Below are 24119 nucleotides of genomic sequence, written 5' to 3'. Positions count from 1 at the left end.
CGCTTGGACCCTTTGCTCCATGAATTCACAGGTGCGGCGGTCATGCCTCCCAGACCGCGGCGGCCGTGCGGTCGTCGGCGTACCCCTTGACCCTGACCTGGATGTCGGCCAGGAACGCGGCGAGCCCCGGCGGGCCGCTCTTCTGCCATCTGAGGGTGAGGTGTTCGGCCAGCTCGGGCTCGCCGCGCAGGGGCTCCGCGAGGCCGCCGCTGCACAGCAGGAGCGTGTCACCCGGCCGGGCGACCGAGGCCCGGAAGCGGAAGGGGTCGCGGGGTGGTTCCGGGGCCGGTTCGTAGGGGCTCGGGGGTGTGGTGATGCCCAGGTCCATGGTGAGGCGGTCGCCCTCCGGGGTCTGGGGCGGCGGTGAGCCGAAGCCGACCACGGCCTCGCCGGTGGCGTCGGCGACGCGCGGCTCGATGTCCTGCCACTCGCCCTCGCGCAGCCGGAAGAGGCCGCCCGCGCCGACACCGAAGAAGACGCGCGTACGGCACTGGGGGTCCGCGGGCAAAAGGAGGCAGCGCAGGGAGGCGGCGTACTCGTCCGGCTGGAGCCCGAGGTCCGCCGCGTGCGCGCGGAGCTTGCCGAGGCTGCGGTCGGTGAGGCGGTGCAGGCCCGACTTCAGGTCTCCGCGCCGGGCGGCCCTGATGTCCTCGGCGAGCCGCTGGTGGCTGCGCCCCACGGCCCTGCCGATCCACTCGCAGGCCTCGGCGGCCGCGCGGTGCGCTCCCGGGGTCGCCCGGGCGCCGGTGGCCATGGCGACGAGCACCAGGGCGTCCTCTCCGGTGCCGAAGCGGGCGGTCAGCAGGGAGTCGCGGCGGGGCTCGCCGCGGTAGCGGGCGGAGTCGCCGCGCACGGAGGCGGCGCGCAGCGTGGACGAGCCGTACCGCGCCCCGTCCAGGACGGTGTCCGCGACGAGATCGCCCAGGTCGTCGGGGTCGGCGGCGGGCAGGGCGGTGGGCTCGGCCTCGTAGGTGGGGGGCCGGTCACCCACGTAGGCGGGACCGGCGGAAGCGAAGGGCGACGGGGCGGCGCCGGCCGGCCCCGCGGCAGCCTCGGTCCTCGGCGACCCGGGCCTTCGCGACCCTGGCACCGGCGGGCGGGGCGGCGTCCCCGCCACCGGCCCGGAGCCCGCCCCGAAGGTCACCGGGCCCGTGGGCCCGGTGGGGGGTTCCCAGGGGGCGGGGGTGACGAGGGTGGAGGGCGGGGCGGGGGGCGGGCCGCCCGGGCGGGCCGGGTCGGACGGAGCGGGCTGAGCGGTTGGTGGGGCGGGCGGAGGGGTTGGTGCGGGGCCGCCGGGGTCCGGTGGCGCCTGGGGTGGAATCAGGGCGCCGGGGCTGGGGGGTCGGGGCTCGGCTGAGCGTGGCTCGGACGTTTCGGGCTCGCTCGCGCGGGGTTCGGACGGCTGGGGTCCGGGCGCGCGGGGTTCGAACGACTGGGGCCCGGCTGGCCGGGGCCCGGCTGGTTGCGGTTCGGCTGATTGCGGCCCGGCTGGTTGAGACCCAGCTGAGCAGGGCTCCCCCCACCCGGGCTCGACCGACCGGGACTTGACCGACCGGGACTCGACCGACGGGGGCCCGGCAGCCGCGGGCCCAGCCGAACCACGCTGAGCTGACCCTGACTCGACCGGCCAGGGTTGGGACGACCGGGGCCCGGCCGACCGAGGTTCGGCCGGACCCAGTACGTCCCGCCGGTCCCCCGCCGCCTCGGAGCCCGCAGGTCCGCCCGGGCCGGCCGGTGGTGGGGGCGGGTTCCCGTGGGCCGGAGGAGTGAGGGACGCGTCCGCGGGGGTCCCTTCCTTCACCGCGTCCGACGCCGAGGCGAACCTGTCGTCGAGGGTGTCCGGTGCGGGCGTGGGGCCCGTGTCCTGTGTGGTGTCGTCGTACAGCTGCCCCCACCAGTCGTCGTCGCGGCCGGTGCGCCTCTCCCCCTGCTGGCTCATGCCCTTATTTTCCACCGCGGAGGGCGTACGAAAACGGTGCTTCCGGAAATTCCGGCCATCTTGGCGACGAAGGGGACCGCCGGGCGGGCCTACCCCCCACAGGAGGACCGCCCGGCGGCGTCTGTGTGGCCGGCGCACGTCGTAGGCGCGGGCCACGGTCTGTGTGACGGAGTCGTCGTGAGAGTCCGTCAGCCGGGCCTTGAGCCGCACCTGCTCACCGCCGGGCGCCCGCGTGGTTGACGGTCGCGCCCTACTTCCCGGCGTGCTCAGCGGTCGTCGCCGCCTTCCATGTGCCGCCCTCGTCGTAGGAGGGCGACAGCTTCACCTCGGTGAGTGCACCCGGCTTGTAACCCGCGTGCCCAGTAGCGCCGAGTTCAATCCGCGTACCGTCCGCGGGCGGGATGATGTCCTGGGGCGGGTTCACGCCGTGGCTGTTTCCCGCCACGGCGCCGCCGGGACGGAGCTTCGGGGAGGGACGTCGCCGGATGCTGGCAGCGATAGGTCTGGACGAGACGCACGAGTCGGCGTACCGGGCACTGGTGTCGGTGGGCGCCGCCGACGTGCCCGACCTCGCCCGCAGACTCGGCCTCGGCGAGCCGGAGACCGAGCGGGCGCTGCGCCGCCTGGAGCGGCACGGCCTGGCCGCGCAGGCCTCCGGCAGGGCGGGCCGCTGGGTGGCCGCGCCGCCAGGCGTCGCGCTCGGCGCCCTCCTCACCCAGCGGTGGCACGAGTTGGAGAAGGCGGAGCTGGCGGCGAGCCTGCTCGCCGGGGAGTACCGCGCGCAGGCCGCCGAGCCCACCGTCCATGACCTCGTCGAGGTGGTCACCGGCGCCGGCGCCGTCTCGCAGCGGTTCCTCCAGTTGCAGCTGGGGGCGAGCGAGGAGGTGTGCGCACTGGTCACCGGCGGCCCCCTCGCCGTCACCGGCATGGAGCACAGCGCCGGGAAGCGGGCCGCGGGCCGGGGCGTCGGCTACCGCGTCGTGGTCGAGCGAGCGGTCCTCGACCTGCCCACGGGGCTCGTCGAACTGTCGACGGCGATCGGCCGCGACGAGCGGGTGCGGGTCGTGGACCGCGTCCCGACGAAGCTGGTGATCGCCGACGGCTCGCTCGCGATGGTGCCGCTCACCTCGCGGACCGCGGAGCCCGGGGCGCTCGTCGTGCACGCCAGCGGGCTGCTCGCATCGCTGACGGGCCTCTTCGAGGCGGTCTGGCGGGAGGCGCTGCCGCTGCGCCTCGGCGAGGGCGATGGCACGGCCCGTGAAGAGGCCCCCGAGGGCCCGGACGGTACGGACCTGGAGATCCTTTCGCTGCTCCTCGCGGGCCTGACCGACGCGAGCGTCGCCAAACAGCTCGACCTGGGGCTGCGGACGGTGCAGCGCCGGGTGAAGCGGCTGATGGAGCTGACGGGCGTGACGACACGGCTCCAGCTGGGCTGGCACGCGTACGAACGCGACTGGGTGGCACGCCGTACCCGCGCGCCGCGGGTCTAACCTGACCTGCGGTTTCACCGGAACTGCTGCACGCTGGGCAGATGGGAGCGTGGGAACTCCTGCTGGTCGCGGTGGTGATGCTGCTCGGCCTGTGCGGAGTGCTGGTGCCCGGAGTGCCGGGGCCGTGGCTGGTGTGGGCCGCGGTCCTGTGGTGGGCGCTCCAGGACACCAGGGGGCTCGCCTGGGGTGTCCTCGTCGGCGCGTCCGTGGTGCTGCTCGCGGCGCAGGCGGTGCGCTGGCAGCTGCCTCCCCGCAGGCTGCGGGAGAGCGGCGCCACGCGCCGGATGGCCGTCTTCGCCGGGGCGGGGGCGCTGCTGGGCTTCTGCGTGGTGCCGGTGATCGGCGCGGTGCCCGGCTTCATCGGCGGGATCTACACCGCGGAGCGGCTGCGGCTCGGCGGTCACGGCGAGGCGGCGGCGGCGACGCGGACGGCCATGCGCAGCGGCGGCGCGAGCGTACTGACCGAGCTGTTCGCGTGCCTGATGATCCTGGGGGCGTGGCTGGGGGCCGTGTTCTGGGGTTAGGTGTGCTGTGCCGACAGGTTGGTGACGCGGCTGGCCGGCGGCCTGGCACCGGTGCGGCGGGGCCTGGGCTCGTGCGAGGGTCGGCGCATGAGCGAATTCAGCGAAGCCGAACGCGCGTACCTCAGGTCCCAGCGGCTGGGGCGGATGGCCACGGTCGACCCGAAGGGGCAGCCGCAGGCGAACCCCGTCGGCTTCTTCCCGCAGGACGACGGCACGATCCTGGTCGGCGGACACTCGCTGGGCACCACGAAGAAGTGGCGCAACCTCCGGACGAACCCGAAGGTGTCCCTCGTCGTCGACGACATCGTGAGCCTGGAGCCGTGGAAGGTGCGGGGCATCGACATCCGCGGGGAGGCCGAACTGCTCACCGGTCCCCACGAGTTGGGCCCCGGCTTCAGCGAGGAGCTGATCCGGATCCGTCCGCGCCGGATCCACAGCTGGGGGCTCGACGCGCGGTAGGGTCACGGTCCGCCCGCAGGTGGCGCAGGGCGTACGAGCGCCACGGCCGCCAGGCGTCCAGGATCGGCTCCGGTTCGCCGGGCGGGGCCACGTCGGGGTCGCCGAGCGCCCGCATCCTGATCAGCGCCGCCGTCCTCGCATCCAGGCCGGGCAGGGCGAGCAGCGCGGCCTCGGCGTCGTCCCGGTCCGCCCCCGCGTCCAGCCGCAGGGCGCCGTCGGCGAGCGCCGTCGCCAGCGCGCCGAGCGGGCCGCGCTCGACGGCCAGTTCGGCGGGCGCGGGGAAGAGGTGGGTGAGCCGTCCGCACGCCGCGTCCAGCGCCTTGCCGTGCCGCTCCACGAGCCGTTCGGCGCCGGCCCGCCCCACGAGCGCCCGCACCGCGAACTCCTCGGGGTCGGCGGCGCCCGGCGAGCGCAGTCCGGGCCGGGCGGCGACGAGCGGGCCGAGGCGGGGGTCGCCGCCGAGCCTCTCGTCCACGGCGTACGGATCGGCGTCCAGGTCGAAGAGGCGGCGCAGGCGCTGCACGGCGGTGGTGAGGTCGCGCAGGTCGGTGAGGTGCAGCCGGGCGTCGAGCCAGCCGCCGCGGTGTACGGCTCCGGGGCCGGAAGCTCCCTCGGCCCCGCCCCCTCCTCCTCCCCCTCTTCCGCCCCCGGCCGCGGCCGTGGAGCGGGCCTCCTGGACGGCCACGATCCCTGTCCCGTAGGGCAGTCGGAGCGTACGCCGGTAGGTGCGGGCGGCGCGCTCGCCGGTGACCTCCTCAATGCCGTGGACCGCCTCAGCCGCGAGCAGGTCGAAGACCGCCGCGGCCTGGTAGGGGCCCCGGTGGGCGAGGCGCAGCGGGATGCCCGCGGCGGGTGTGGCGCGTGCGGCGCCGCGTCGGGGGGCGGCGGCGCGCAGCGCGGTCGGCGTGAGCGCGTACACGGCCTTGATCGTGTCGTTGAACTGGCGGACGCTGGCGAAGCCCGCGGCGAACGCGATCTCCGTGATCGGCAGGTCCGTGGTCTGGAGCAGGACGCGCGCGGTGTGCGCCCGCTGGGCGCGGGCCAGCGCGACCGGGCCCGCGCCGAGTTCGGCGGTGAGCTGGCGCTGCACCTGCCGGGCGCTGTAGCCGAGGCGGACCGCGAGGCCGGGGACGCCCTCGCGGTCGACGACGCCGTCGCCGATCATGCGCATGGCGCGGCCGACCACGTCGGCGCGCACGTTCCACTCGGCGGAGCCGGGCACGGCGTCCGGCCGGCAGCGGCGGCAGGCGCGGTAGCCGGAGGTCTGGGCGGCGGCGGCCGTGGTGTAGTAGCGGACGTTCTGCCGTTTGGGGGTCACGGCGGGGCAGCTGGGGCGGCAGTAGATGCCGGTCGTCTCCACGGCGAAGAAGAACTCGCCGTCGAAGCGGGCGTCCCGGCTGCGCACGGCCTCGTATCGGGTCTCCTCATCGATCACGCCCTCCATTGTGGAGCCGGGAGCACACCCGGGCTGGCGGAATTCGGACACGACGCTGGGCGCCCCCGCAGGGGCGCCCAGCACTGCCCCGACCGGTGAGGTCAGCGCAGTCGTCCCCGCTTGATCTCCAGGGCCGCGCGCCCCTCAGCGCCCCGCAGCCGCCACTCCCGCCGCAGCTCCGCGCGGACCCTCGCGTCCGTCTTGGCGACGATGCGCTGGTTCTCGCGGATCAGCTTGCGGTAGCTGTCGAGGCGGCGTTCGGGAAGGGTGCCGTCCTCGACCGCGGCGAGCACCGCGCAGCCGGGCTCGGCGGTGTGGGCGCAGTCGTGGAACCGGCAGTCCCCCGCCAGCTCCTCGATCTCGGAGAAGACCTGCCCGACACCGGTACCGGCGTCCCACAGGCCGACGCCTCGCAGCCCCGGCGTGTCGATGAGGACGCCGCCCGCGGGCAGCAGCAGGAGGTTGCGGGTCGTCGTGGTGTGCCGGCCCTTGCCGTCGACGTCACGGATCGCCTGGACCTCCATGATGTCGGCGCCGGCGAGTGCGTTCGCCAGGGTCGACTTGCCCGCGCCGGACTGGCCGAGCAGCACCGACGTACCGCCGGAGACGACCGCGGCGAGGATGTCGACGCCGTGGCCGTTCGTGGCGCTGACCGGCAGCACCTGGACGCCGGGCGCCGAGGTCTCCACGTCCTCGACGAGGTGCGCGAGCGTGGCGTCGTCCGGGACGAGGTCGGCCTTGGTGAGCACGACGACCGGCTGGCCGCCCGACTCCCAGCCGAGCGCGAGGAACCGCTCGATCCGGCCGAGGTCGAGTTCGGCGGCGAGGGAGACCGCGATGATCGAGTGGTCGACGTTGGCCGCGAGGACCTGTCCCTCGGAGCGCTTGGACGAGGTGGAGCGCACGAAGGACGTACGCCGCGGCAGGTACGCCCGTACGTAGCGGGGGTCGCCGCCGGCCGGGTCCACCGCGGCCCAGTCGCCGGTGCATACGACCTTCAGCGGATCGCGCGGGGTGACGAACTCGGTGTCGGCCCGCACGGTTCCCTCGGCGGTGACGATGTCGCACTGCCCGCGGTCGACGCGGACGACCCGGCCGGGCAGCAGCCCCTGTGCCGCGTACGGCGCGAACTCGGCCTCCCACCGCGCGTCCCAGCCGTAGGGGGCGAGGGGGTGCGCGGCGGACGAGGACGAACTCAGGAGGGAGGAGAACGGAAGAGCGGAGAAAGACAAGGGGTGACCCTTCACAGGGGTGGCCCCGGCGCACGCGCTCGACGGCGCGCTGCGAAGTGACGGTCGGTCAGCCGGTGGCCACGGAGGTGGACTTGATGAACTTCCGGATGCGGGCAACGCCCGTCGTGACGACAGCCATCGGTCACACCTCCTGGGTCCTGCTCGGCCTGGCCCGGCGGCCGGGATGGCCGCCGAGGAACGAGACGCAGCTTAGATCCCGGCTCCGCGGGCGCGCCAGCCATTTACCGGGAGCCGGTTCCCCCCGCTCACCGGGCCGCCGCTTCGGCTCGCTCGGCGCGCCACTCCGGTGCCAGTACCGCCCAGACCTCGGTGTCCTGACGCACGCCACGGTAGAGGTCGTTCTGGCGCTGAACGCCTTCGAGGGTCATGCCGAGGCGCTTGGCCACGTTGATGCTCGGGATGTTCTCCGGAGCCACCAGCCACTCCACCCGGTGCATCCCTCGCACCTCGAACGCCCAGTCGATGACGACGCGTACGGCGCGGGTGACCAGTCCTTGTCCCGCGGCCGCCGGTTCCAGCCAGCAGCCCGCCTCGCAGGTGCCGGTCCCGGCGTCGAAGCTCCGGAGGAGCACGCCGCCGACGAGGCGTCCGTCGAGCCGGATGCCGTACAGGCGGCCGGTGTCGGCGGCGGACTTGTCGGCGTACAACTGGAGCCAGCGGCGCGCGGCCGGCAGGTCGGCGGTGATGTCGGGGAGGCCGACGTACTGGCCTATGAACTCTCGGCCGCGGTCCATGTGGGCCAGGAACTCCTCGGCCTGCCAAGGCTCCAGCGGACGCAGTTCGGCTCCGCCGCCCAGGGAAATCGCGAACATTCGTCTCATCCTCCACAGTGGCCGCACATGGTTCTCCCGGATCCTCGCACGGGGGCTTTCCGGCCAGATCCCTCCCGCCGTCGATCTGGCCGGTCTTGCCGTGTACGAGATAGATGCCCTGAGCATCCAATGGGGCGGGTAAGGGACCATCTGCGCTTGCGAGGTACGTCCATGATGGAGTCAGTCGAGTCGACGAAACCCCCGGCCTCCGCCCCAGCCTCCACCCCGGCCCCGGCCCCGGCCCTCACGCCCTTCCCACAGGACCGCACCTGCCCCTACCACCCGCCCACCGGCTACGCGCCCCTGCGGGAGGCCGGGCCGCTCACCCGCGTCTCACTGTTCGACGGGCGCTCCGTGTGGCTGGTCACCGGGCACGAGGCGGCCCGGGTGCTGCTCGCCGATCCGCGGCTCTCCTCGGACCGCCAGAGCGAGGACTTCCCCGCGCCGACCGAACGCTTCGCCCGCGTCCGCGACCGCAGTGTCGCCCTGCTCGGCGTCGACGATCCCCGGCACAACGTCCAGCGCCGGATGTTGATCCCGAGCTTCTCGGTCAAGCGCGTCGCGGCCCTGCGCCCGAGGATCCAGGAGACCGTGGACCGGCTCCTCGACGCCATGGAGGAACAGGGGCCGCCGGCCGAGCTGGTGGGCGCGTTCGCGCTGCCCGTGCCGTCCATGGTGATCTGCGCGCTCCTCGGCGTGCCCTACGCCGACCACGACTTCTTCGAGGAGCAGTCGCGCCGTCTGCTGCGCGGCCCCGGCGCGCAGAACTCCGAGGCGGCACGGGACGAACTGGCCGCGTACTTCCACGAGTTGATAGAGCGCAAGCGGAGGGACCCGGGGGACGGTCTCCTCGACGAGCTGATCCACCGGCAGCTGGCGGCGGGCGCGGTCGACCGCGACGAACTGGTCAGCCTGGCCACGATCCTGCTCGTCGCGGGGCACGAGACCACCGCGAACATGATTTCCCTCGGTACGTTCACCCTGCTCCAGCACCCCGAGCGGCTCGCCGAACTGCGGCCGGGACCCGGCGGCGCAGGGCCGACGCTGATGCCCGCCGTGATCGAGGAGTTGCTGCGCTACCTGTCCATCGCGGACGGCATGCTGCGCGTGGTGAGGGAGGACATCGAGATCGCGGGCAGCACGCTGCGCGCCGGTGAGGGCGTCATCTTCTCCACGTCCCTCATCAACCGCGACGACGCGGCCTACGAGAACCCGGAGGAGCTGGACTGGCACCGCACGACCCGCCATCACCTCGCCTTCGGGTTCGGCATCCACCAGTGTCTGGGGCAGAACCTCGCCCGTGCGGAGCTGGAGATCGCCCTGTGGTCCCTCTTCGAGCGGCTGCCGGGGCTGCGCCTGGCGGTGCCCGCCGACGAAATCCCCTTCAAGCCGGGCGACACCCTCCAAGGGATGCTGGAACTACCCGTCACCTGGTAGGAGTTGACCATGACGAATGGGGCGACGAACAAGGTGATCCACGTCGACACGGACCGGTGCGTGGGGGCGGGCATGTGCGCGCTGACCGCGCCGGGCGTCTTCACGCAGGACGACGACGGCTTCAGCGAGGTACTGCCGGGCAAGGAGGACGGCGGCGGCGACCCGATGGTGCGCGAAGCGGTACGGGCGTGCCCGGTGCAGGCCATCAGCGCGCCCGGTCTGTCTACTGACTGACCGTCACGCTCGTTACGCACCATGGGCGTTCAGCCGCTCAGGGTGACCGTGAAGCTTCTGCCGTACGCATGACGCGTGTCGACGTCGATCCGGGTGCCGCCGGGCGCCCGGCTCACCCGTACGCCGGAATCCGCGGCGAGCTCGCGCAGACGGCGGCCGCGGAGCAGGACCGTGATCCGGTCCCGGTTCATGGTCGGGTCGGAGACGGCCACGGTGGTCCTCGCCTTGTCGTGGCGCCCCTGGCGGCGCACGATGACCGAGGCCGGACCCTCGATGCGCAGACCGGCGGTGTCGTGCGTGCCCCGCGTGAACGTGTTGGCGGCCGTCAGACCGATGCCGCTGTGGGACATGGCCTGGAGGCGCGGGGAGTTGGCGAGGACCGTGAGGGGGCCGTGGCGGTGGGCGCGCAGCCGCTCCTCCGTGGCGTTCGGTACCAGCGCGTAGGCGAGGCGCGCCGGGCGGGCCCCGGCGGCCCCGTCCACGGTCACGCCGAGGACCGAACGGGTCACCGGCGTATCGGGGTTGGCGGTGCGCACGGCGCGGCGGCTGCGGGTGACCCGGTCCAGGGCGACCCGCACCTGCGGCGTGTCGAGGAAGACATAGCCGATGGCGGTGCCCTGCGTGGCGTTGGCGTAGCGCAGCCAGCGCAGGTCGGCGGTGCCGGGGCCGGTCCAGGCGCGGCCGTCGCGCAGCGTGCCGGTGAGCGAGGTCCGGTCGTCGGGGGCGGCGGTGCGGGCGTCGACGGTCGTGGTCACGGCCCGCCCGACGGTGTCGCCGACGCCCGCCGCGAGCACCACGATCTCGTCGTCGAGCAGGAACCAGGACTTGGTCGCCGTCGCGTTCCGGTACACGACGAAGTCGTCGGGGAGCAGGGCCCGGTCGTGGTGCGCCGCGTCGCTCGACTGCACCATCGCCGCCGTGCCGTACGTCCCGAGGACGGCGCCCCCGGAGTGGCCGTTGGTGCCGCGCGGGAAGTAGACGTACTTGTTCTGCGACGCGGACGACGAGGTGAAGTTGAGCGGGTGCCCGGGGTTGTCGTAGTACGCCTTGCCGTACAACTCCGTTACGCTGCGCCGCTGTTCGACCGGCGCCGTGACGCCCGCCAGACCGTACGGCGGGATCGTCGTGTAGTAGTCGACGCCGTAGGCCTGCGTCTGGTCCTGACCGGAGAGGTAGAGGTAGTACGCGCCGTCGCCCTGGAACCACGGCATGAGGTTCTCGCCGTTCATGTACTCGTACTTGCTGATCCGCTCGGAGCTGCGCGCGAGTGCGAAGGCGTAACCGGGCCTGCGGTGCACGGTCTTGTCCATGGCGTTGAAGGCGACACTGCGCTCGGCGGGGTTGAGGTCGGCGGGCGGCACGGACGCGTCGCCGAGGATGTCGGCGTAGCGCACGACGCTGACCGGGGAGACGAACCGTGCCGGGTCGAGGGCGGTGCGCGAAGTGGCCCTGATGTGCTTGACGTAGCTCTTGAGGGCCGTGGCCCGGTCTCCGGCCGCGAGCGAGGCGAGGTCGACGACGGCCTCCACGACCACGCCCACATCGGTGTATCCGGAGTCGGGGCGTGCCACCGCGCGGCCCTTGACGACCTCCATCATCCAGCCCTCGAAGATCAGCGGGGCGAAGCCGTCCTTCACCCAGCCGTACACGGTCGGCACCAGCTCCTCACCGTGCGCGAAGCCGGTACCTTCGAGGATCTTGAGGGTCTGCACGACGCGGGTGAGCAGGCCTTTGCCGTACGAACCCGTATACGCGACGGAGGCGTGCTGGAGGAACGAGCCGTCCGCGTAGTAGCCGTCCGTCACGCCGTGCCGCAGCCGGTAGGGGTCGATCGTGAGGAACACCGTCAGCTGGTCGGTGAGGGCCTTGCGGATGCGGGCCTCGCCGCCCTCGCCGAGCAGGGCGCCCTGGAGGACACGGTTGGTGGTGATGTCGGCGAGGTTGGCGCCGGTGTGAAAGCGGGAGTCGAGGTCCACGTCGCCGTCGGTGCCGTTGCGCAGGTAGGCGTCCATGGAGTCGACGTAGGTGCGCACCAGCTCCGGGCGGTGGGCGCGCACCTCGTCCGCGAGCAGCACCAGGGTCTTGCTGACGTGCTGGGAGATGCCGATCTCCCAGTGGAACCAGTTGCCGTAGTAGCCCGTGGACTGGTCGCCGTAGTAGCGCTCGTGCAGCCAGGTCAGGCCGTCTACCACCCGGCGCCGCACGGCCGTGCTGCCGTGCAGGTCCGCGGGGATCCCCGGCGTGCGGGTCGCGAGGGCGATCTCGTACAGGCGGCGGTAGGCGGTGTTCAGGTTCGCGTCGTCGGTGCCGAGCGGCAGGCCGGCGAAGAGTTCGCCCTCGCCCGCACCGTCCATCGCCTTCAGGTTCGCCCGCGCGGTCCGCTCGACGGCGGCCAGTTTCGCGGCCGTCTCCGGACGGGCGTTGGAGTCGGCGGTTCCGGCGAGGACCGCCACGGTATTGGCGAGCAGCCGGGCGCGGCCCTCGGCCGCCGCGGCCGCGTCCGCGCGGCCCGTGGGAACCACCGCCAGGAGTCCGGCGGCCGACAGGGCGGACAGCAGGCATCTGCGGGTGATCTCCATGGCGGCCTCCACCGACGGCGTACGTGGCGTTCCGGCGGGCGGAGTCAAGCAGATGGGCCCACCGGCGACAAGGGTCCGCGCTCCGACGCGCCGACCGGGATTGATACCGTCCCTCTGGCTTGATGCGGCTGGTCTTGATGCGGCTGGTCTGCATGCGGTGCGCGGGGGGACCTTCGCGGGAACGATTCGCGGGGGAAGCGGGGGAAGCGGGAATGGGGAGCGTCATACCCGGGGTGGGTGCGCTGCGCGCGGTGCGAGGGCGCACATGGCTGATCGCCTGTGTGGTGACCCTGTCGGTGCTCGTGTCCGGCGTGACCTGGCTCGCCGTGTCGAGGTCCGAGGACCGCCAGGAACGGTTCGCGGCCAATCAGCGGCAGCTGGCGCGGGCGTGTGCGGGTCTGCTCCCCGACGAGCTGGGTGACTTCGTGCCGGATGACGAGCCGGGCGTACTGGACGAGTTCGGCACGATGCTGCGACCCCGTCACGAGAGCCGCGCGCTGCTCGACTGCACCCTGTCGTGGGGCGGCGGTGATGACGCCTGGGAGCCCGACGCGCGGGCGCGGGTGCGGGCCGAGGCCGTGCTCACCCGCACCTCCCCGCCCCCGCTCGACGGCAGCTTCGGACTGCCGTTGCCGGACAGCGCGCTGGGTGCCGTGTCGGTCGACGACAAGCAGCTGGACGGGAGCACGGTGACGGCCTCGCTGCTCGCCGACTGCCCGAAGGGCCTGAGCGGCCGGGTGCGCCCGTCGCGCGATCTGCTCGTCACGGTGGACCTGCCGTCGGCCGCCGACGAGTACGACGTCCCGAAGGCAGAGCGCCTCCTCGCGTCCCGCACGGCGGTGCGGGTCGCGGACTGGGTCTCCCGGAGGCAGGGCTGCGGCGGCGAGCCCTTGGCGTCCGCGTCCGGCACCACCCCCGACAAGGCGCCGAAACTGTGCGACTGGCTCTCCCCCGCGGCGCTGCGGTTCGCGCCCGGCGACTGGACGTTCGACCGGAACGCGTCGGCGTACAGCAGGCGCTCCGGTGCCTGCGGCGGCCGCCTCGACGACTCGGCGGAGCCGGCCGACAGGCTCGCGATCAGGGCGGCGGGCGCGGAGAGCTGGTCGGGGGTGCTGGCGGGCGGCGCGTACGACAGCCATCGGGGCAACAACCACGCCCCCGATCCTGAGGCCAGGACCGGTGCCGGGAAGCCCGTCACGATCGCGCGGTCCGGCGACGATCCGCTTCTCGCCCTCTGGGCCCGGTCGGAGTGCGACGCGGGCGCCACCTACCACCGGGTCACGGTCACACCGGAACTGGAATTCGGCCAGGGCACGCCCAAGGACAGCGTCGTTCTCGAACCGAAGGAGCGGCGGCGGCTCTCCGAGCGGGCGCGCGCCCTGCTCGACCGCTATCTCGCGGCGCCGGATGGCTGGCCGAAGCGCGCGCACTGCCGGGACACGAAGATCATGGGAGAGGTGCCGGAGTGGCGCGGCTGACGTGGGAGGGCAGGGCGGGGCGCGTGGTGCTCACGTCCTGCGGGGCGCTCGTCGCCCTGGCTCTGATCGCGGGCGGTTACTACTGGTGGGGCGGTCCGCACGAGCGCCGCGCGGCCCGGCAGGTGCTCGCCGAGTCGTGCGGGGGCGTCCTGCCCTCGGACGAGATGCGGGCCGTCCTCGGCGACGGCCCGTTCGAGAGCGGGCCGGGCAGGGCGGAGGTGCGGGCGGCCGGCGAGGACGCGTATGGCGGTAAAGGCGATACGCGCCAGGTGACATGCACCGTCCGTCGCGAGACCGAGCGCGGCGCGGGTCGTCCGACCCATGACGCCTCGGTCGAGGTGACCGTGCAGAGGCTGCCGGAACGGCCCGCGGCCAGCACGGCCGAGGACCGCGAGGTCGATGTCCCGCGGGGCTTCGGCGCGCTGTACCCGTCGGTGTCGACCGAGCTGCCGCCCGCCGCGCTCGGCGGCGGCTGGCAGGGCCTGTTCACGACCGGGGAGAGCCTCACGAGCGCGGCCGGTGAGGACTCGGCGACCGCCACGGTGCTCCTGGACTGCGCCCGCCGCCGCGGCGGTCTGCTCGTCACCGTCGACGTGGAGGTGGAGGACGTCACCCTCGACGACCCGCGGCGCCGCACCGCCCTCGCGCGGATCGCGACCGCGACGGCCGCGAAGGCGTCGGGGAAGTGGGGCTGCGACGCCGAGCTGGGCAAGCCTCCGCGTACCGTGCCGCTGCCGGTGAACGCCGACGAGGACGTGCCGCTCGCCGACGCGTCCGGCTCCTGCCGCGGAGTCCCCGGCCGGGGCTCGCGGGTGTCCCGTGCGTGGGAGGGCACGCGGCCCGGCGGGCCCGTCGAGGTGTGCGTGCTCTCGGGCGGCGGGGCCGGCGAGCCGGTCACGGGCTCGGACCACGAGGAGCGGCGTTACTCGCTGGTCGCCTACTACGGGCCGTACGCGGTCACCGAGCGGCTGCTGCGACAGGAGCGGGTGGGCCGCTACTCCGACGAGCCCGTACCCGGTGACACCCCGGCGGGAGGGTCGCCGGGCGGCGGCCACTGGGCGAGCGCGGCCTGCCGTGACGGCGGCGGTCCCGCCCTGTTCACGGTGGAGCGGAGTGGAGCCGTGGACGGCAAGGAGCACGACGGGGACGACGCTCGCCGCGCCACGAAGGCGTCCGCGGCCGACCTGGCGTACGAGAAGGCCGCGCTGAAGGAGTTCGCGCGGCGCTCGGCGAGGGCGCACGGCTGCGGGGCGCCGAAGCTGCCCTGAGGCGAGGCTGCCCTGGACGAAGCTGCCGTGAGGCGAGGCTGCCCTGAGGCGAGGCCGCCTGAGCCCGGACCTGCCTGCACGCGAGACTGCCCTGCCCTCCTTCCCGGTTCGCCCCTGCCCCTGGCGGGCGCCGGCGCGCCCCGGGCCGCCGTGAGCGGGAGATCGGCCGCCCGAACGCCGAGTGGTACCCCCGCAGACGCCTATGTCCCGCGCTATCCGCAGCCAGTCCCGCGCCCGTCCAAGCCACGCCCGAAGAGTCCATCGACTCCCGCTCCGAAACAATTGTGAGCCGCCGCCCCGGCACGGTCTGATGGAACGCATGGATCACGGCTTGGATCTCCGCCATCACGAGGACGCATCCCCCGGCACCGGCAGCCTGCCGCCCCGCGCCTGGTACGCGGCGTCGGACGCCCCCGCCCTCTCCCTCAACGGCACCTGGCGCTTCCGCCTCTCCCCCACCGCCGACGCCGAGGACGACGCGTTCGCCGCCGACGGCCACGACCGCACGGCCTGGGACGACATCACGGTCCCCGGACACTGGGTGCTCCAGGGCCACGGCGCGCCCCACTACACCAATCAGCTCTATCCGTTCCCGGTGGACCCTCCGAGGGTGCCGACCGACAACCCCACGGGCGACCACCTGCGCACCTTCGACCTGCCCGCCGACTGGCCGGGGCCGGGCACGGCGGTGCTGCGCTTCGACGGGGTCGAGTCCTGTGCCCGCGTCTGGCTCAACGGCACGGAGCTGGGCGACTTCAAGGGATCCCGGTTGCCCCACGAGTTCGACGTCGGCGCGCTGCTGCGCCCCGCGGGCAACGTCCTCGCCGTCCGCGTCCACCAGTGGTCCTCGGGGTCGTATCTGGAGGACCAGGACCAGTGGTGGCTGCCGGGCATCTTCCGCGATGTGACGCTGCTGCACCGGCCCGAGGGCTGCGCGGGCGACCACTTCGTGCACGCGTCGTACGACCATCGCGCGGGGACGGGCACGCTGCGCGTCGACGCCGACGTCGAAGGGCGGGTCGTCGTAGGCGAGTTGGGCATCGACGTGGCGACGGGCGAGACGGTCACCGTGGACGTCGAGCCGTGGACCGCCGAGACGCCGAGGCTCTACGACGGGGTCTACGCCACGGCGGGCGAGCGGATCCCGCTGCGGATCGGCTTCCGTACGGTCGCCGTCGAGGACGGGCTCATCAAGGTCAACGGCCGCCCGGTCCTCTTCCGCGGCGTCAACCGCCATGAGTTCCACCCGGAGACGGGCCGCGCCCTCGACCTCGACACCATGCGCGCTGACGTGCTGCTGATGAAGCGGCACAACATCAACGCCGTCCGCACCAGCCACTATCCGCCCCACCCCGCCTTCCTGGACCTCTGTGACGAGCTCGGCCTGTGGGTCGTCGACGAGTGCGACCTGGAGACGCACGGCTTCCAGGCGGTCGGCTGGCGGGGCAATCCCGTCGACGACGACCGGTGGACGCCCGCCCTCCTGGACCGCGCGGCCCGCATGGTCGAGCGCGACAAGAACCACCCCTCGGTCGTCGTCTGGTCGCTGGGCAACGAATGCGGCACGGGCCGCGGCCTGACCGCCATGGCCCAGTGGATCCGCGCCCGGGACGACAGCCGCCTCCTGCACTACGAGGGAGACAGCTCCTGTGCGGACACCGACATGTACTCACGGATGTACGCCGATCACGACGAGGTCGAGCGCATCGGCCGCGGCGCGGACGAAGGCCCCGAGGAGAGGCGTCAACTTCCTTTCCTGCTCTGCGAGTACGGGCATGCCATGGGCAACGGCCCGGGTGGCCTGAGCGAGTACCAGAAACTCTTCGAGACGTACGAGCGGCTTCAGGGCGGCTTCATCTGGGAGTGGATCGACCACGGGCTCGCGCACCCGTCGTACGCGTACGCCTACGGCGGTGACTTCGGCGAGGAGCCGCACGACGGGAACTTCGTCTGCGACGGGCTCGTCTTCCCCGACCGGACGCCGTCTCCCGGCCTCGTCGAGTACAAGAAGGTGATCGAGCCGGTGCGCATCGAGCCGGTGCGCGTCGAGCCGGCCCGTACGGACGGCGACGGCGACAGCGACAGCGACGAGCGCGGCAGGGCCCTACGGATCACCAATCTGTACGACTTCACCGACCTCTCCCTGCTGGCCCTCACCTGGTCGTACGAGGTGGACGGCGTGAGCGTCGCCGACGGCTCCCTGCCGATGCCCGCGGTCCGGCCCGGAGAGTGCGCCGAGGTGAAGCTGCCGCCCGCGCCGAAGCGGGGCCGGGGCGCCGAGAGCCGGTGGACGGTGCGGGCGGTGCTCGCCGAGGACGCGGCGTGGGCGGAGCGCGGCCACGTGGTGGCGTGGGCCCAACTCGACGACGAGGCACGCCCGGTGCGGTCGACGCCCGGCGGCACGGCCCCGGTACGCGACGGCCGGCGCATCCTGCTCGGCGACGCCGCCTTCGACGCCCACGGCACGCTGCTCTCGCTCGGCGGCCTGGAGATCAAGGAGCTGCGCCTGGATGTGTGGCGGGCGCCCACCGACAACGACAACGGCATGCCCTGGCGCCCCGAGCCCTCCCTGAGCACGCGGTGGCGGCGGCTCGGACTCGACCGGATGCAACACCGCGTGGACGCGGTCGAGTTGCGCGACGACGCCCTGACCGTACGCACACGGGTGGCGCCCGCGGCGAGCGATCTGGGGCTGCGCGTGGAGTACCGCTGGCAGTCCGACGGGCCCCGCCTGCTGCTGTCGCTGGAGGTGGAGCCCGAGGGCGAGTGGACGGTGCCGCTGCCGCGCGTCGGCATCCGCTTCGGGCTGCCCGGCGCGTCCGGGCCGGTCCGGTGGTTCGGCGGCGGGCCCGGCGAGGCCTACCCCGACACCTGTGCGGCCTCGATGACCGGCCTCTGGGAGTCGGACGTCGACGCGATGCAGACCCCTTACGTGCGCCCGCAGGAGAATGGCGCGCGTCCCGGGCTGCGCTGGGCGGAGGTCGGCGGGCTGCGCGTCGACACCAACGACGGGCCGTGGTTCACCGCGCGCCGCTGGACCACCGAACAGCTCGACGCCGCCCGGCACCGTACCGACCTCGTCCCGGGCGACACCGTGTGGGTCAATCTGGACATCGGCCAGCAGGGCATCGGCTCGCAGTCCTGCGGCCCCGGAGCCCTGCCGCAGTACCAACTGCACGCCCGGCCCGAGAGGTTGGACGTCACCTTCTCCACCGCCGTGACCCGGGGAAACGGGGCCGCCCGGCACTAGACTGGTGTGTGAACACCGACCCCACGCGCCGCCCTGGGGGGAGGGAGCACCGCATGTCACAGCAGCGGCTCGGCCGGGGCCCGTCGAGGCCGGAACCCACCCCGGACCCGCGGCCCGACGCGCCCCCGGGACGCTTCGTGGGCTGGCTCGGCGGCTTCGGCTGCGCCGCGGCCGGATACGCGGTGTTCCAGTCGCTGGTGGGCGTGTTGCCGGACGCGATCTCGGCGGACGCCGCGCGCTACGGCATCGCGGCGGTGAGCGGCCTCGGCGTGGGCCTCGCCGCCTGGCTCTCGGCCGCGCTGATCAGAGCACGGGCGGGCGCCGATGGCGAGGACGGCGACAGCGACGCCACGGGAGCGGACGGGTCCGGCGGCGTCCGCCCCGGTCACGCGGGCCGGCTGGGTCTCGCGGGCCGACCGGGCACCGCGGGGGTCCCCCTTCCGCGCGGGGCGCGCACCGGGTCCGCCCCGGGCGCGCCCGCCGCCACGCCCCGCCCCCTCCCGGCGCTCCTCGCCGCCTCGCACGCCACGCTCGCCGCGGAGCTGGCCGTCCTCGACGACCCCGACCGGGGCAGGCTCACCGGCTGGCCGCACTCGCTGGACGAGCCGACGAGGCCGGTGCGGCCCACCCCGACCGGCACCGCCTACGGCCTGCACATCGTCCTCGAACTCTCCGCCCCCGACGGCCGGTTGAGCGTCAGCGACCTCACGGAGACGCTGTGGCGGCTGCGGCTGCGGGACGGCGGCTGGGCGGCGCGCTCCCAGGGCGTCATGCCGCGGCCCGAGGTGACCGCGCTCGCGCTCGGCGCCCTGGCCCGGGCGGGCGCGGACCCCGAGCGGGTCGCCGCCGAAGCGGCCCGCTGCGCCGCGGGCTTCACCGCGGAGCTGGAGGCGTCCGGCTTCGGCAGGACCCACGTGGTGACCACGATGCTGCGCGGCCTGCTGCGCGCGGCGCCGCACTCACCCGACGTGGCGCGGCTGCGGGACGAGCTGGTCGACCGCACGATCACGGACCCCGCCAGGGAGCACCGCCGCTGCTGGGGCCCCACCCTGCGCACCCCGGCCGCCCGCCCGTCCCCCGTGCACACGGCGCAGGCCGTGGTCGCCCTCGACCGGGCGGCCCGCCTGCTGGACGAGGACACGAACACCCGCGCCGCCCGCGAGGACGGCGTGCGCTGGCTGCTGTCCTGCCCGCAGCCGCTGCACGACGCCTGCGTGGACCTGACCAACACCCAGGAGGAGGTGCGTCGCCCGCACCCCGTGGACTCCTGGCGCCAAGAGGTCTTGTTCGTACGGCACTTCACGGCCGCCTGGATGGTGCGGGCGCTCCTCACGCCGGGCGCCTGGCGGATCGCCGTCGACGAGGGCCGCGAGGAGCAGTGGCACGCGCTGCTCACGACAGCCGTCGGCTCGGTGTGGCGTCAGCAGGACGACGGGATATGGAACTGGGACGGGCATGATCTCGGCCGCCCCCTGTGGATGACCTATCAGGGCCTTTCGGCGCTGCGGGCACATGCCGTATGGATGTATCAGCCGGGTGCCTGAACCCCGGGACCGGCGCGTCCACGCGCGGACGAGGGGGAGAGTGCTGTGGGTGCTCGGCACGTGCACAGGGCCAGGCGGCTGCTCGAAGGGGCGCCGACCGGGCCGACGGAGGACGACCTGGTGCGGGCGGCCCGCACCGTCGTCGCCGAACTGGGCTCGCCCGCGCGCCTGTTGCCGCTGCTCACCGAGCTGGCGGCGGGGGCGGGCGACCCGTCGGGGTGCGCCCTGCTCTCGTACCGCCACGTCCTGGGCTTCGACAAGCTGCTCCTGGTCGACGGCGGTCCCCGGCACATGCTGCGCGCGCACGTGTGGCACCCCGGGGCGAACGTCCGCGAGGACATCCACAACCACCGCTCGCCGCTGGCCTCCCACGTGGTGCGCGGCGCGCTCGGCATGGAGCTGTACGAACCCGTACCCGGCGGCGAGGAGAGCGCGGGCGGCCTGGAGGCCGCGCGGTACCGGGAGTCCCTCGCGGGCGAGGAGGGCGACTGGCTTCTGGAGCCGGCCGGGCGGGCGCGGCTGCGGCTGACGCAGAGCGCGCTGTACACGGCGGGGAGCGGGTACGCGCTGCCGTCGTTCGCCCTGCACCGGGCGTGGTGCGCGTCGGCCGGGCCGACGGTGACACTGTTCCTGGAGACCGGGGCGGAGCGGCGGCGCTACACGGACGTGTTCACCGACCCCGGCGCGGCGGACGTGCCGACGCGGGCGGTGGCGAAGAAGCCCCTGGAGGTGGGGGACTACTTGGCGGAGCTGGAGACCCTCGCGCAGCTCATCGGCCGGGACGAGTACTGCCGGGACGAGTACTGAAGGCCTGGCTGACGATGTCGCGGTTGTAGTCGTCGATCTCGACCGAGCCGAGGTCGGCGGGGGCGAGCCAGCGGTGCTCCTGGTCGGGCAGCGGGAGCGCCACGTCGAGGGTGAGCGGCCTGACCAGGAAGTTGTCCTGCCAGTTCTTCACCTCGTGGCCGTGGTACGTACTGACGAAGGAGGATTCGCCGACCTTGCGCAGTACCTGGCCGAGCAGACCGGTCTCTTCCTTCAGCTCTCTCAGGACGCCGTCGCGCGGACTCTCGCCCGGTTCGAGCTTTCCGCACGGCACGCCCCAGACCCGGGGCAGGAACCGCTCGGTCTCGCTGCGGCGTACGAGCAGGACACGGCCGCGATGGGCCACGACGGCCGCCGCGAGCCGGTTGTCGCCGGGATAGTCCATGCCTTCCACCGTAGCGGGGATTCGGGGGCCCGGACAGTCGTGCAGGTAGTGTCCGATTCCTTCAAGACCGGTCACCCGTAGGCCGCATACGCTCACGGACATGAACAGCACACCCATTCCACGGTTCGATGTGATCGGCCTGATCGTGTCCGACATGGCCGCCTCACTCGGCTTCTACCGCCGTCTCGGCCTGGAGTTCGCCGAGGGCTCCGAGAGCGCGCCGCATGTGGAGGCCGCTCTTCCCGGGGCCTGCGCATCGCCTTCGACACGGAGGAGACGATCCGCTCCTTCCACGAGGGGTGGCATCCGCCCACCGGCGAGGGGCGGATCGGGCTCGCCTTCCACTGCGGGACGCCGAAGGGCGTCGACGCGTCCTACGAGGGGCTCATGGGCGCCGGGTACAAGAGCGAGCTGACACCGTTCGACGCGCCCTGGGGGCAGCGGTACGCCGTCGTCCTCGACCCGGACGGCAACGGCGTCGACCTCTTCGCGCCGCTGGAGGCCCCCGGCCCGTCAGCTGCCGCCGAGTAGCGCGGTCAGCGGCAGCCCGGTCAACTCCTTGACGTCGCGGGCGAGATGGGCCTGGTCGGCGAAGCCCGCCACCGCCGCGGTGTCCGCGTACGGCAGTCCTTCGCGGGCCAGTGCGAGTGCCCGCTGGAGTCGCAGCACGCGGGCCAGCGTCTTGGGGCCGTAGCCGAAGGCGGGCAGTGAACGGCGGTGCAGAAGGCGGGCGTTGACGCCCAGCGCCTTCGCCGTCGCGGCGACCGAGGCGCCGGCACCCAGGGAGCGTACGACCTCGGCGAGGAACGGGTCGGGCGGCCCGGCCTCGTCGGCGCGCTCCATCGCGACCTCCTCCAGGGCGGCCACCGGGTCGCGGGCTCCGTCCACCCGCCCGGTCAGCCGCTGCACTGTCGCCGCACTCCACAGGTCCGCCAACTCCACGCGCCGATCCCGCAGTTCGTGGGCCGGGACGCCGAAAAGGGCGGGGGCCGTGCCGGGGTGGAAGCGCAGACCCACATAGCGGCCCCCGGCGGCCGTGGGGACGTACGCGCGGGTGTCCGGGCCCGCGACGAAGAGCCTGCCCTCGGTCCACAGCAGGTCCATGCAGCCGTCCGGCAGGACGGGACGGGCGTCGCCGGGGGCGGCCGTGGCCGTGCGGGTCCACACGACCGCGCCGGTCAGCCGGGACGGCCGCTCGCGGTACTCCCCCTGGTCACCGGCCTCCTCGGCCACGCACGAAGCCACACACAAAGTCACACACAAAGGCTACGCCGCTCGGGTGCGGTGCTCCTGCGGGCTGATTCCGTAGACCCGTTTGAAGGCGCCGGACAGCGCGAACGCGCTGCCGTAGCCGACCTTGCGGGCGATCGAGGCGATCGTCAGCTCACTGTCGCGCAGCAGGTCCGCGGCGAGCGCGAGCCGCCAGTTCGTCAGGTACGTCATCGGTGGCTCCCCCACCAGCTCGGTGAACCGCCGCGCCAGCGCGGCCCGCGAGACGCCCGCCTTCGCTGCGAGGTCCGCGATCGTCCAGGGGTGCGCGGGATCGTCCTGGAGCAGGCGCAGGGCGCGGCCCACGACGGAGTCGCCCATCGCCCGGTACCAGGCGGGGGCCGCCGCCTCGGGCCGCGAGAACCAGGCGCGCAGGGCGGCGATCAGGAGGAGGTCGAGGAGCCGGTCCAGGACCACGTCCTGGCCCGGCTCGTCCTTGCTGATCTCGTCGGCGAGCAGGGGGGTGAGGGGGCAGTCCCACACCTCGGTGGGCAGGACGAGCAGCGGCGGCAGCGCGTCGAGGAGCCGTCCGGTGATCTCGCCCCGCATCTGGTAGGTGCCGATCAGCATCTCCACGGAGCTGTCGTGCGACTCTCCCCAGGCGCGCAGTCCGAGGGACCCGTACTTCCCGGGCGGGGCGTCGCCCAGCGGCACGCAGCGCTCGCCGGGCTGGATCTCGGCGAGCGCCTTCGTGGCGGGGTCGCCGGCGCAGGTGTAGTGGTCGGGTCCGCGGGCGATGGCGAGGTCGCCGGGGCGGATGCGCTGCGGGGGCGTCCCGTCCTCGGGGACGACCCACGCGGTGCCACGCACCATGACCATGACGGACAGGGGTGCCTCGTCCGCGATGCGCACGGACCAGGGCGGGTCGAACAGCGCGCGGATCATGAAGGCCCCCCGGGCGCGGGGGCCTTCCAGCAAGCCTGCGAGTACGTCCATGGCGGCAGCGTAGACGCGGGCGCGAGCGGCGCGTGGACGCAGGCGTATGGCCGTGAGCGCCTCGGCGATGGTTCCGCCGCGGGCCGGGCGGTTGACTGAAGCCATGACGACGAACACGGAAAAGACGAACAGGGGCAACACGAACTCCAAAAGCACGGCGGGCATGACCGTCCTGGTGACCGGCGCGACCGGCCGGGTGGGGCGCAGAGTGGTGGAGTCCGCCGAGGCGGCCGGGCTCACGGTGCGGGCCGCCTCGCGCCACGGGGCGGTGCGCTTCGACTGGGCGGACCGGTCGACCTGGGCGGACGCCCTGCGGGGCGCCGACGCGGCGCATCTCGCGTATCTGCCGGACGTCGGCGCGCCCGGGGCGGCGGAGGCGGTCGGCGCGTTCGCCCGGCTCGCGGTCGAACTCGGCGTAGGGCGGCTCACGCTGCTCTCGGCGCGAGGTGAGCACCAGGCACACGCCACCGAGCAGGCCGTGCGGGAGTCGGGCGCCCGGTGGACGGTCGTACGGGCCAGTTGGTTCGCCCAGAACCTCAGCGAGGGTCCGCTCCTGGAGGAGATGCGGGGCGGCGAGCTGGTCTTCCCCGCCGGGGAGGTGCTCGAACCCTTCATCGACACGCGGGACATCGGTGACGTGGTGGTGGCCGCGCTGACCGGCGGCGACCGGTTCGCCGACCGGATCCTGGACATCACGGGGCCGCGGCTGCTCTCGTTCCGGCAGGCGGTGGCCGAGGTCTCGGCGGCGGCCGGGCGGGAGATCACCTATGCCCCGGTCTCGGCCCGCGAGTACGGGGCCGCCCTCCAGGAGTTCGGGGTCCCGGTGGAGGAGGCGGAGTTCCTGGTGGGGATGTTCGAGACGAACCTCGACGGGCGCAATGCGATGCTCTCCGCGGGGGTGCGGGAGGTGCTGGGGCGCGAGCCCAGGGACTTCGCCGACTTCGCCGCGGAGCAGGCCGATGCGGGCACCTGGAAGAGCTGAGTCGGAGCCCCTCCGCGCGA

At 73.8% G+C, this 24119-nt stretch carries 20 protein-coding genes and 1 pseudogene; 12 read left to right on the top strand and 9 right to left on the bottom strand.

Going from position 1 to position 24119, the window contains the following annotated elements; genetic code table 11:
- Window positions 1–40 precede the first annotated feature (40 nt).
- Both CP975_RS28660 and CP975_RS35165 read right to left on the bottom strand, forming a co-directional pair.
- A complete protein-coding gene (locus tag CP975_RS28660) occupies window positions 41–1678 on the bottom strand; it encodes a protein phosphatase 2C domain-containing protein (RefSeq protein ID WP_425474337.1) in 1638 nt (545 codons plus the stop codon).
- Window positions 1679–2189: 511 nt separating this feature from the next.
- Window positions 2190–2363 (bottom strand): hypothetical protein, encoded by a 174-nt coding sequence (locus tag CP975_RS35165; RefSeq protein WP_167532746.1) that lies wholly within the window; start codon window positions 2361–2363, stop codon window positions 2190–2192.
- Between the two features lie 61 nt (window positions 2364–2424).
- Between CP975_RS35165 and CP975_RS28655 the strand changes: the two genes are divergently transcribed.
- The 3 genes from CP975_RS28655 (at window position 2425) to CP975_RS28645 (ending at window position 4412) form a co-directional block, all read left to right on the top strand.
- Window positions 2425–3429, top strand: a complete 1005-nt coding sequence (locus CP975_RS28655) for a helix-turn-helix transcriptional regulator (RefSeq protein WP_055534585.1) — start codon at window positions 2425–2427, stop codon at window positions 3427–3429.
- A 41-nt stretch (window positions 3430–3470) separates the two neighbouring features.
- Entirely contained in the window at window positions 3471–3953 is a 483-nt protein-coding gene (locus tag CP975_RS28650; protein ID WP_055534583.1) for a DUF456 domain-containing protein, read from the top strand.
- Window positions 3954–4040: 87 nt separating this feature from the next.
- On the top strand, window positions 4041–4412 hold the full coding sequence (locus tag CP975_RS28645; RefSeq protein WP_055534587.1) for a PPOX class F420-dependent oxidoreductase: 372 nt from the start codon (window positions 4041–4043) through the stop codon (window positions 4410–4412).
- On the opposite strand, the gene CP975_RS28640 is transcribed toward CP975_RS28645, so the two are convergent.
- From CP975_RS28640 to CP975_RS28630, 3 genes are all read right to left on the bottom strand, one after another.
- Window positions 4348–5856: a DNA-3-methyladenine glycosylase 2 family protein gene (locus tag CP975_RS28640; protein ID WP_150477997.1), complete on the bottom strand. Its 1509-nt coding sequence runs from the start codon at window positions 5854–5856 to the stop codon at window positions 4348–4350. The two genes, CP975_RS28645 and CP975_RS28640, sit on opposite strands and share 65 nt — an antisense overlap.
- A gap of 92 nt (window positions 5857–5948) precedes the next feature.
- A complete protein-coding gene (gene rsgA, locus CP975_RS28635) occupies window positions 5949–7079 on the bottom strand; it encodes a ribosome small subunit-dependent GTPase A (protein WP_246201661.1) in 1131 nt (376 codons plus the stop codon).
- 266 nt (window positions 7080–7345) lie between these two features.
- Window positions 7346–7912 (bottom strand): GNAT family N-acetyltransferase, encoded by a 567-nt coding sequence (locus CP975_RS28630; RefSeq protein ID WP_150477507.1) that lies wholly within the window; start codon window positions 7910–7912, stop codon window positions 7346–7348.
- 171 nt (window positions 7913–8083) lie between these two features.
- Here CP975_RS28630 and CP975_RS28625 point away from each other — a divergent pair, with 171 nt between their 5' ends.
- Both CP975_RS28625 and CP975_RS28620 read left to right on the top strand, forming a co-directional pair.
- Window positions 8084–9349 carry a cytochrome P450 gene (locus CP975_RS28625; protein ID WP_150477506.1) on the top strand — a complete coding sequence of 422 codons (1266 nt, stop codon included), beginning with the start codon at window positions 8084–8086 and terminating at the stop codon, window positions 9347–9349.
- Between the two features lie 9 nt (window positions 9350–9358).
- Entirely contained in the window at window positions 9359–9583 is a 225-nt protein-coding gene (locus CP975_RS28620) for a ferredoxin (RefSeq protein ID WP_055527308.1), read from the top strand.
- Window positions 9584–9612: 29 nt separating this feature from the next.
- Here the strand turns inward: CP975_RS28620 and CP975_RS28615 are convergent, their stop codons facing one another.
- Window positions 9613–12162 carry a polysaccharide lyase family 8 super-sandwich domain-containing protein gene (locus CP975_RS28615; RefSeq protein WP_055527310.1) on the bottom strand — a complete coding sequence of 850 codons (2550 nt, stop codon included), beginning with the start codon at window positions 12160–12162 and terminating at the stop codon, window positions 9613–9615.
- Window positions 12163–12374: 212 nt separating this feature from the next.
- Here CP975_RS28615 and CP975_RS28610 point away from each other — a divergent pair, with 212 nt between their 5' ends.
- The 5 genes from CP975_RS28610 (at window position 12375) to CP975_RS28590 (ending at window position 20509) form a co-directional block, all read left to right on the top strand.
- Window positions 12375–13640: a hypothetical protein gene (locus CP975_RS28610; RefSeq protein ID WP_055527311.1), complete on the top strand. Its 1266-nt coding sequence runs from the start codon at window positions 12375–12377 to the stop codon at window positions 13638–13640.
- On the top strand, window positions 13628–14908 hold the full coding sequence (locus tag CP975_RS28605; RefSeq protein WP_150477505.1) for a hypothetical protein: 1281 nt from the start codon (window positions 13628–13630) through the stop codon (window positions 14906–14908). The genes CP975_RS28610 and CP975_RS28605 overlap by 13 nt, the downstream gene beginning before the upstream one ends.
- A 319-nt stretch (window positions 14909–15227) precedes the next feature.
- Window positions 15228–18158, top strand: a complete 2931-nt coding sequence (locus tag CP975_RS28600) for a glycoside hydrolase family 2 TIM barrel-domain containing protein (protein ID WP_150477504.1) — start codon at window positions 15228–15230, stop codon at window positions 18156–18158.
- A gap of 53 nt (window positions 18159–18211) precedes the next feature.
- Window positions 18212–19702 (top strand): hypothetical protein, encoded by a 1491-nt coding sequence (locus CP975_RS35970; RefSeq protein WP_246201660.1) that lies wholly within the window; start codon window positions 18212–18214, stop codon window positions 19700–19702.
- A gap of 45 nt (window positions 19703–19747) precedes the next feature.
- The gene (locus CP975_RS28590; RefSeq protein ID WP_055529563.1) at window positions 19748–20509 is read left to right on the top strand and encodes a hypothetical protein; all 762 of its coding nucleotides are present in this window, start codon (window positions 19748–19750) and stop codon (window positions 20507–20509) included.
- Here CP975_RS28590 and CP975_RS28585 read toward each other — a convergent pair.
- A complete protein-coding gene (locus CP975_RS28585; RefSeq protein WP_055529565.1) occupies window positions 20472–20912 on the bottom strand; it encodes an NUDIX hydrolase in 441 nt (146 codons plus the stop codon). The two genes, CP975_RS28590 and CP975_RS28585, sit on opposite strands and share 38 nt — an antisense overlap.
- A gap of 100 nt (window positions 20913–21012) precedes the next feature.
- Between CP975_RS28585 and CP975_RS28580 the strand changes: the two are divergent.
- Window positions 21013–21443, top strand: a pseudogene (locus CP975_RS28580) (VOC family protein).
- On the opposite strand, the gene CP975_RS28575 reads toward CP975_RS28580, so the two are convergent.
- Together CP975_RS28575 and CP975_RS28570 are read right to left on the bottom strand one after the other, a co-directional pair.
- Complete coding sequence (locus CP975_RS28575; RefSeq protein WP_246201659.1) at window positions 21426–22157, bottom strand: DUF6597 domain-containing transcriptional factor; 732 nt, start codon at window positions 22155–22157, stop codon at window positions 21426–21428. The pseudogene CP975_RS28580 and the gene CP975_RS28575 sit on opposite strands and share 18 nt — an antisense overlap.
- Before the next feature lie 21 nt (window positions 22158–22178).
- Complete coding sequence (locus tag CP975_RS28570; RefSeq protein ID WP_055529601.1) at window positions 22179–23117, bottom strand: AraC family transcriptional regulator; 939 nt, start codon at window positions 23115–23117, stop codon at window positions 22179–22181.
- 103 nt (window positions 23118–23220) lie between these two features.
- On the opposite strand from CP975_RS28570, the gene CP975_RS28565 reads away from it, so the two are divergent.
- Entirely contained in the window at window positions 23221–24099 is an 879-nt protein-coding gene (locus CP975_RS28565; protein WP_055529568.1) for an NmrA family NAD(P)-binding protein, read from the top strand.
- Window positions 24100–24119 lie beyond the last annotated feature (20 nt).

Origin of the sequence: Streptomyces alboniger (assembly GCF_008704395.1) — a bacterium.
Lineage (GTDB): Bacteria > Actinomycetota > Actinomycetes > Streptomycetales > Streptomycetaceae > Streptomyces > Streptomyces alboniger.
Note: the sequence above shows the minus strand (reverse complement) of the source record. Positions and strands in the feature narration are given on the sequence as shown.

Excerpts from the sequence above, each read along its gene's own strand:
- CP975_RS28565 (WP_055529568.1), top strand. The coding sequence starts at position 23,221 with ATGACGACGAACACGGAAAAGACGAACAGGGGCAACACGAACTCCAAA.
- CP975_RS28615 (WP_055527310.1), bottom strand. The coding sequence starts at position 12,162 with ATGGAGATCACCCGCAGATGCCTGCTGTCCGCCCTGTCGGCCGCCGGA.
- CP975_RS35970 (WP_246201660.1), top strand. The coding sequence starts at position 18,212 with ATGTCACAGCAGCGGCTCGGCCGGGGCCCGTCGAGGCCGGAACCCACC.
- CP975_RS28620 (WP_055527308.1), top strand. The coding sequence starts at position 9,359 with ATGACGAATGGGGCGACGAACAAGGTGATCCACGTCGACACGGACCGG.
- CP975_RS28640 (WP_150477997.1), bottom strand. The coding sequence starts at position 5,856 with ATGGAGGGCGTGATCGATGAGGAGACCCGATACGAGGCCGTGCGCAGC.
- CP975_RS28655 (WP_055534585.1), top strand. The coding sequence starts at position 2,425 with ATGCTGGCAGCGATAGGTCTGGACGAGACGCACGAGTCGGCGTACCGG.
- CP975_RS28645 (WP_055534587.1), top strand. The coding sequence starts at position 4,041 with ATGAGCGAATTCAGCGAAGCCGAACGCGCGTACCTCAGGTCCCAGCGG.
- CP975_RS28570 (WP_055529601.1), bottom strand. The coding sequence starts at position 23,117 with ATGGACGTACTCGCAGGCTTGCTGGAAGGCCCCCGCGCCCGGGGGGCC.
- CP975_RS28650 (WP_055534583.1), top strand. The coding sequence starts at position 3,471 with ATGGGAGCGTGGGAACTCCTGCTGGTCGCGGTGGTGATGCTGCTCGGC.
- CP975_RS28630 (WP_150477507.1), bottom strand. The coding sequence starts at position 7,912 with ATGTTCGCGATTTCCCTGGGCGGCGGAGCCGAACTGCGTCCGCTGGAG.
- CP975_RS28600 (WP_150477504.1), top strand. The coding sequence starts at position 15,228 with ATGGATCACGGCTTGGATCTCCGCCATCACGAGGACGCATCCCCCGGC.
- CP975_RS28625 (WP_150477506.1), top strand. The coding sequence starts at position 8,084 with ATGATGGAGTCAGTCGAGTCGACGAAACCCCCGGCCTCCGCCCCAGCC.
- CP975_RS28610 (WP_055527311.1), top strand. The coding sequence starts at position 12,375 with ATGGGGAGCGTCATACCCGGGGTGGGTGCGCTGCGCGCGGTGCGAGGG.
- CP975_RS28585 (WP_055529565.1), bottom strand. The coding sequence starts at position 20,912 with ATGGACTATCCCGGCGACAACCGGCTCGCGGCGGCCGTCGTGGCCCAT.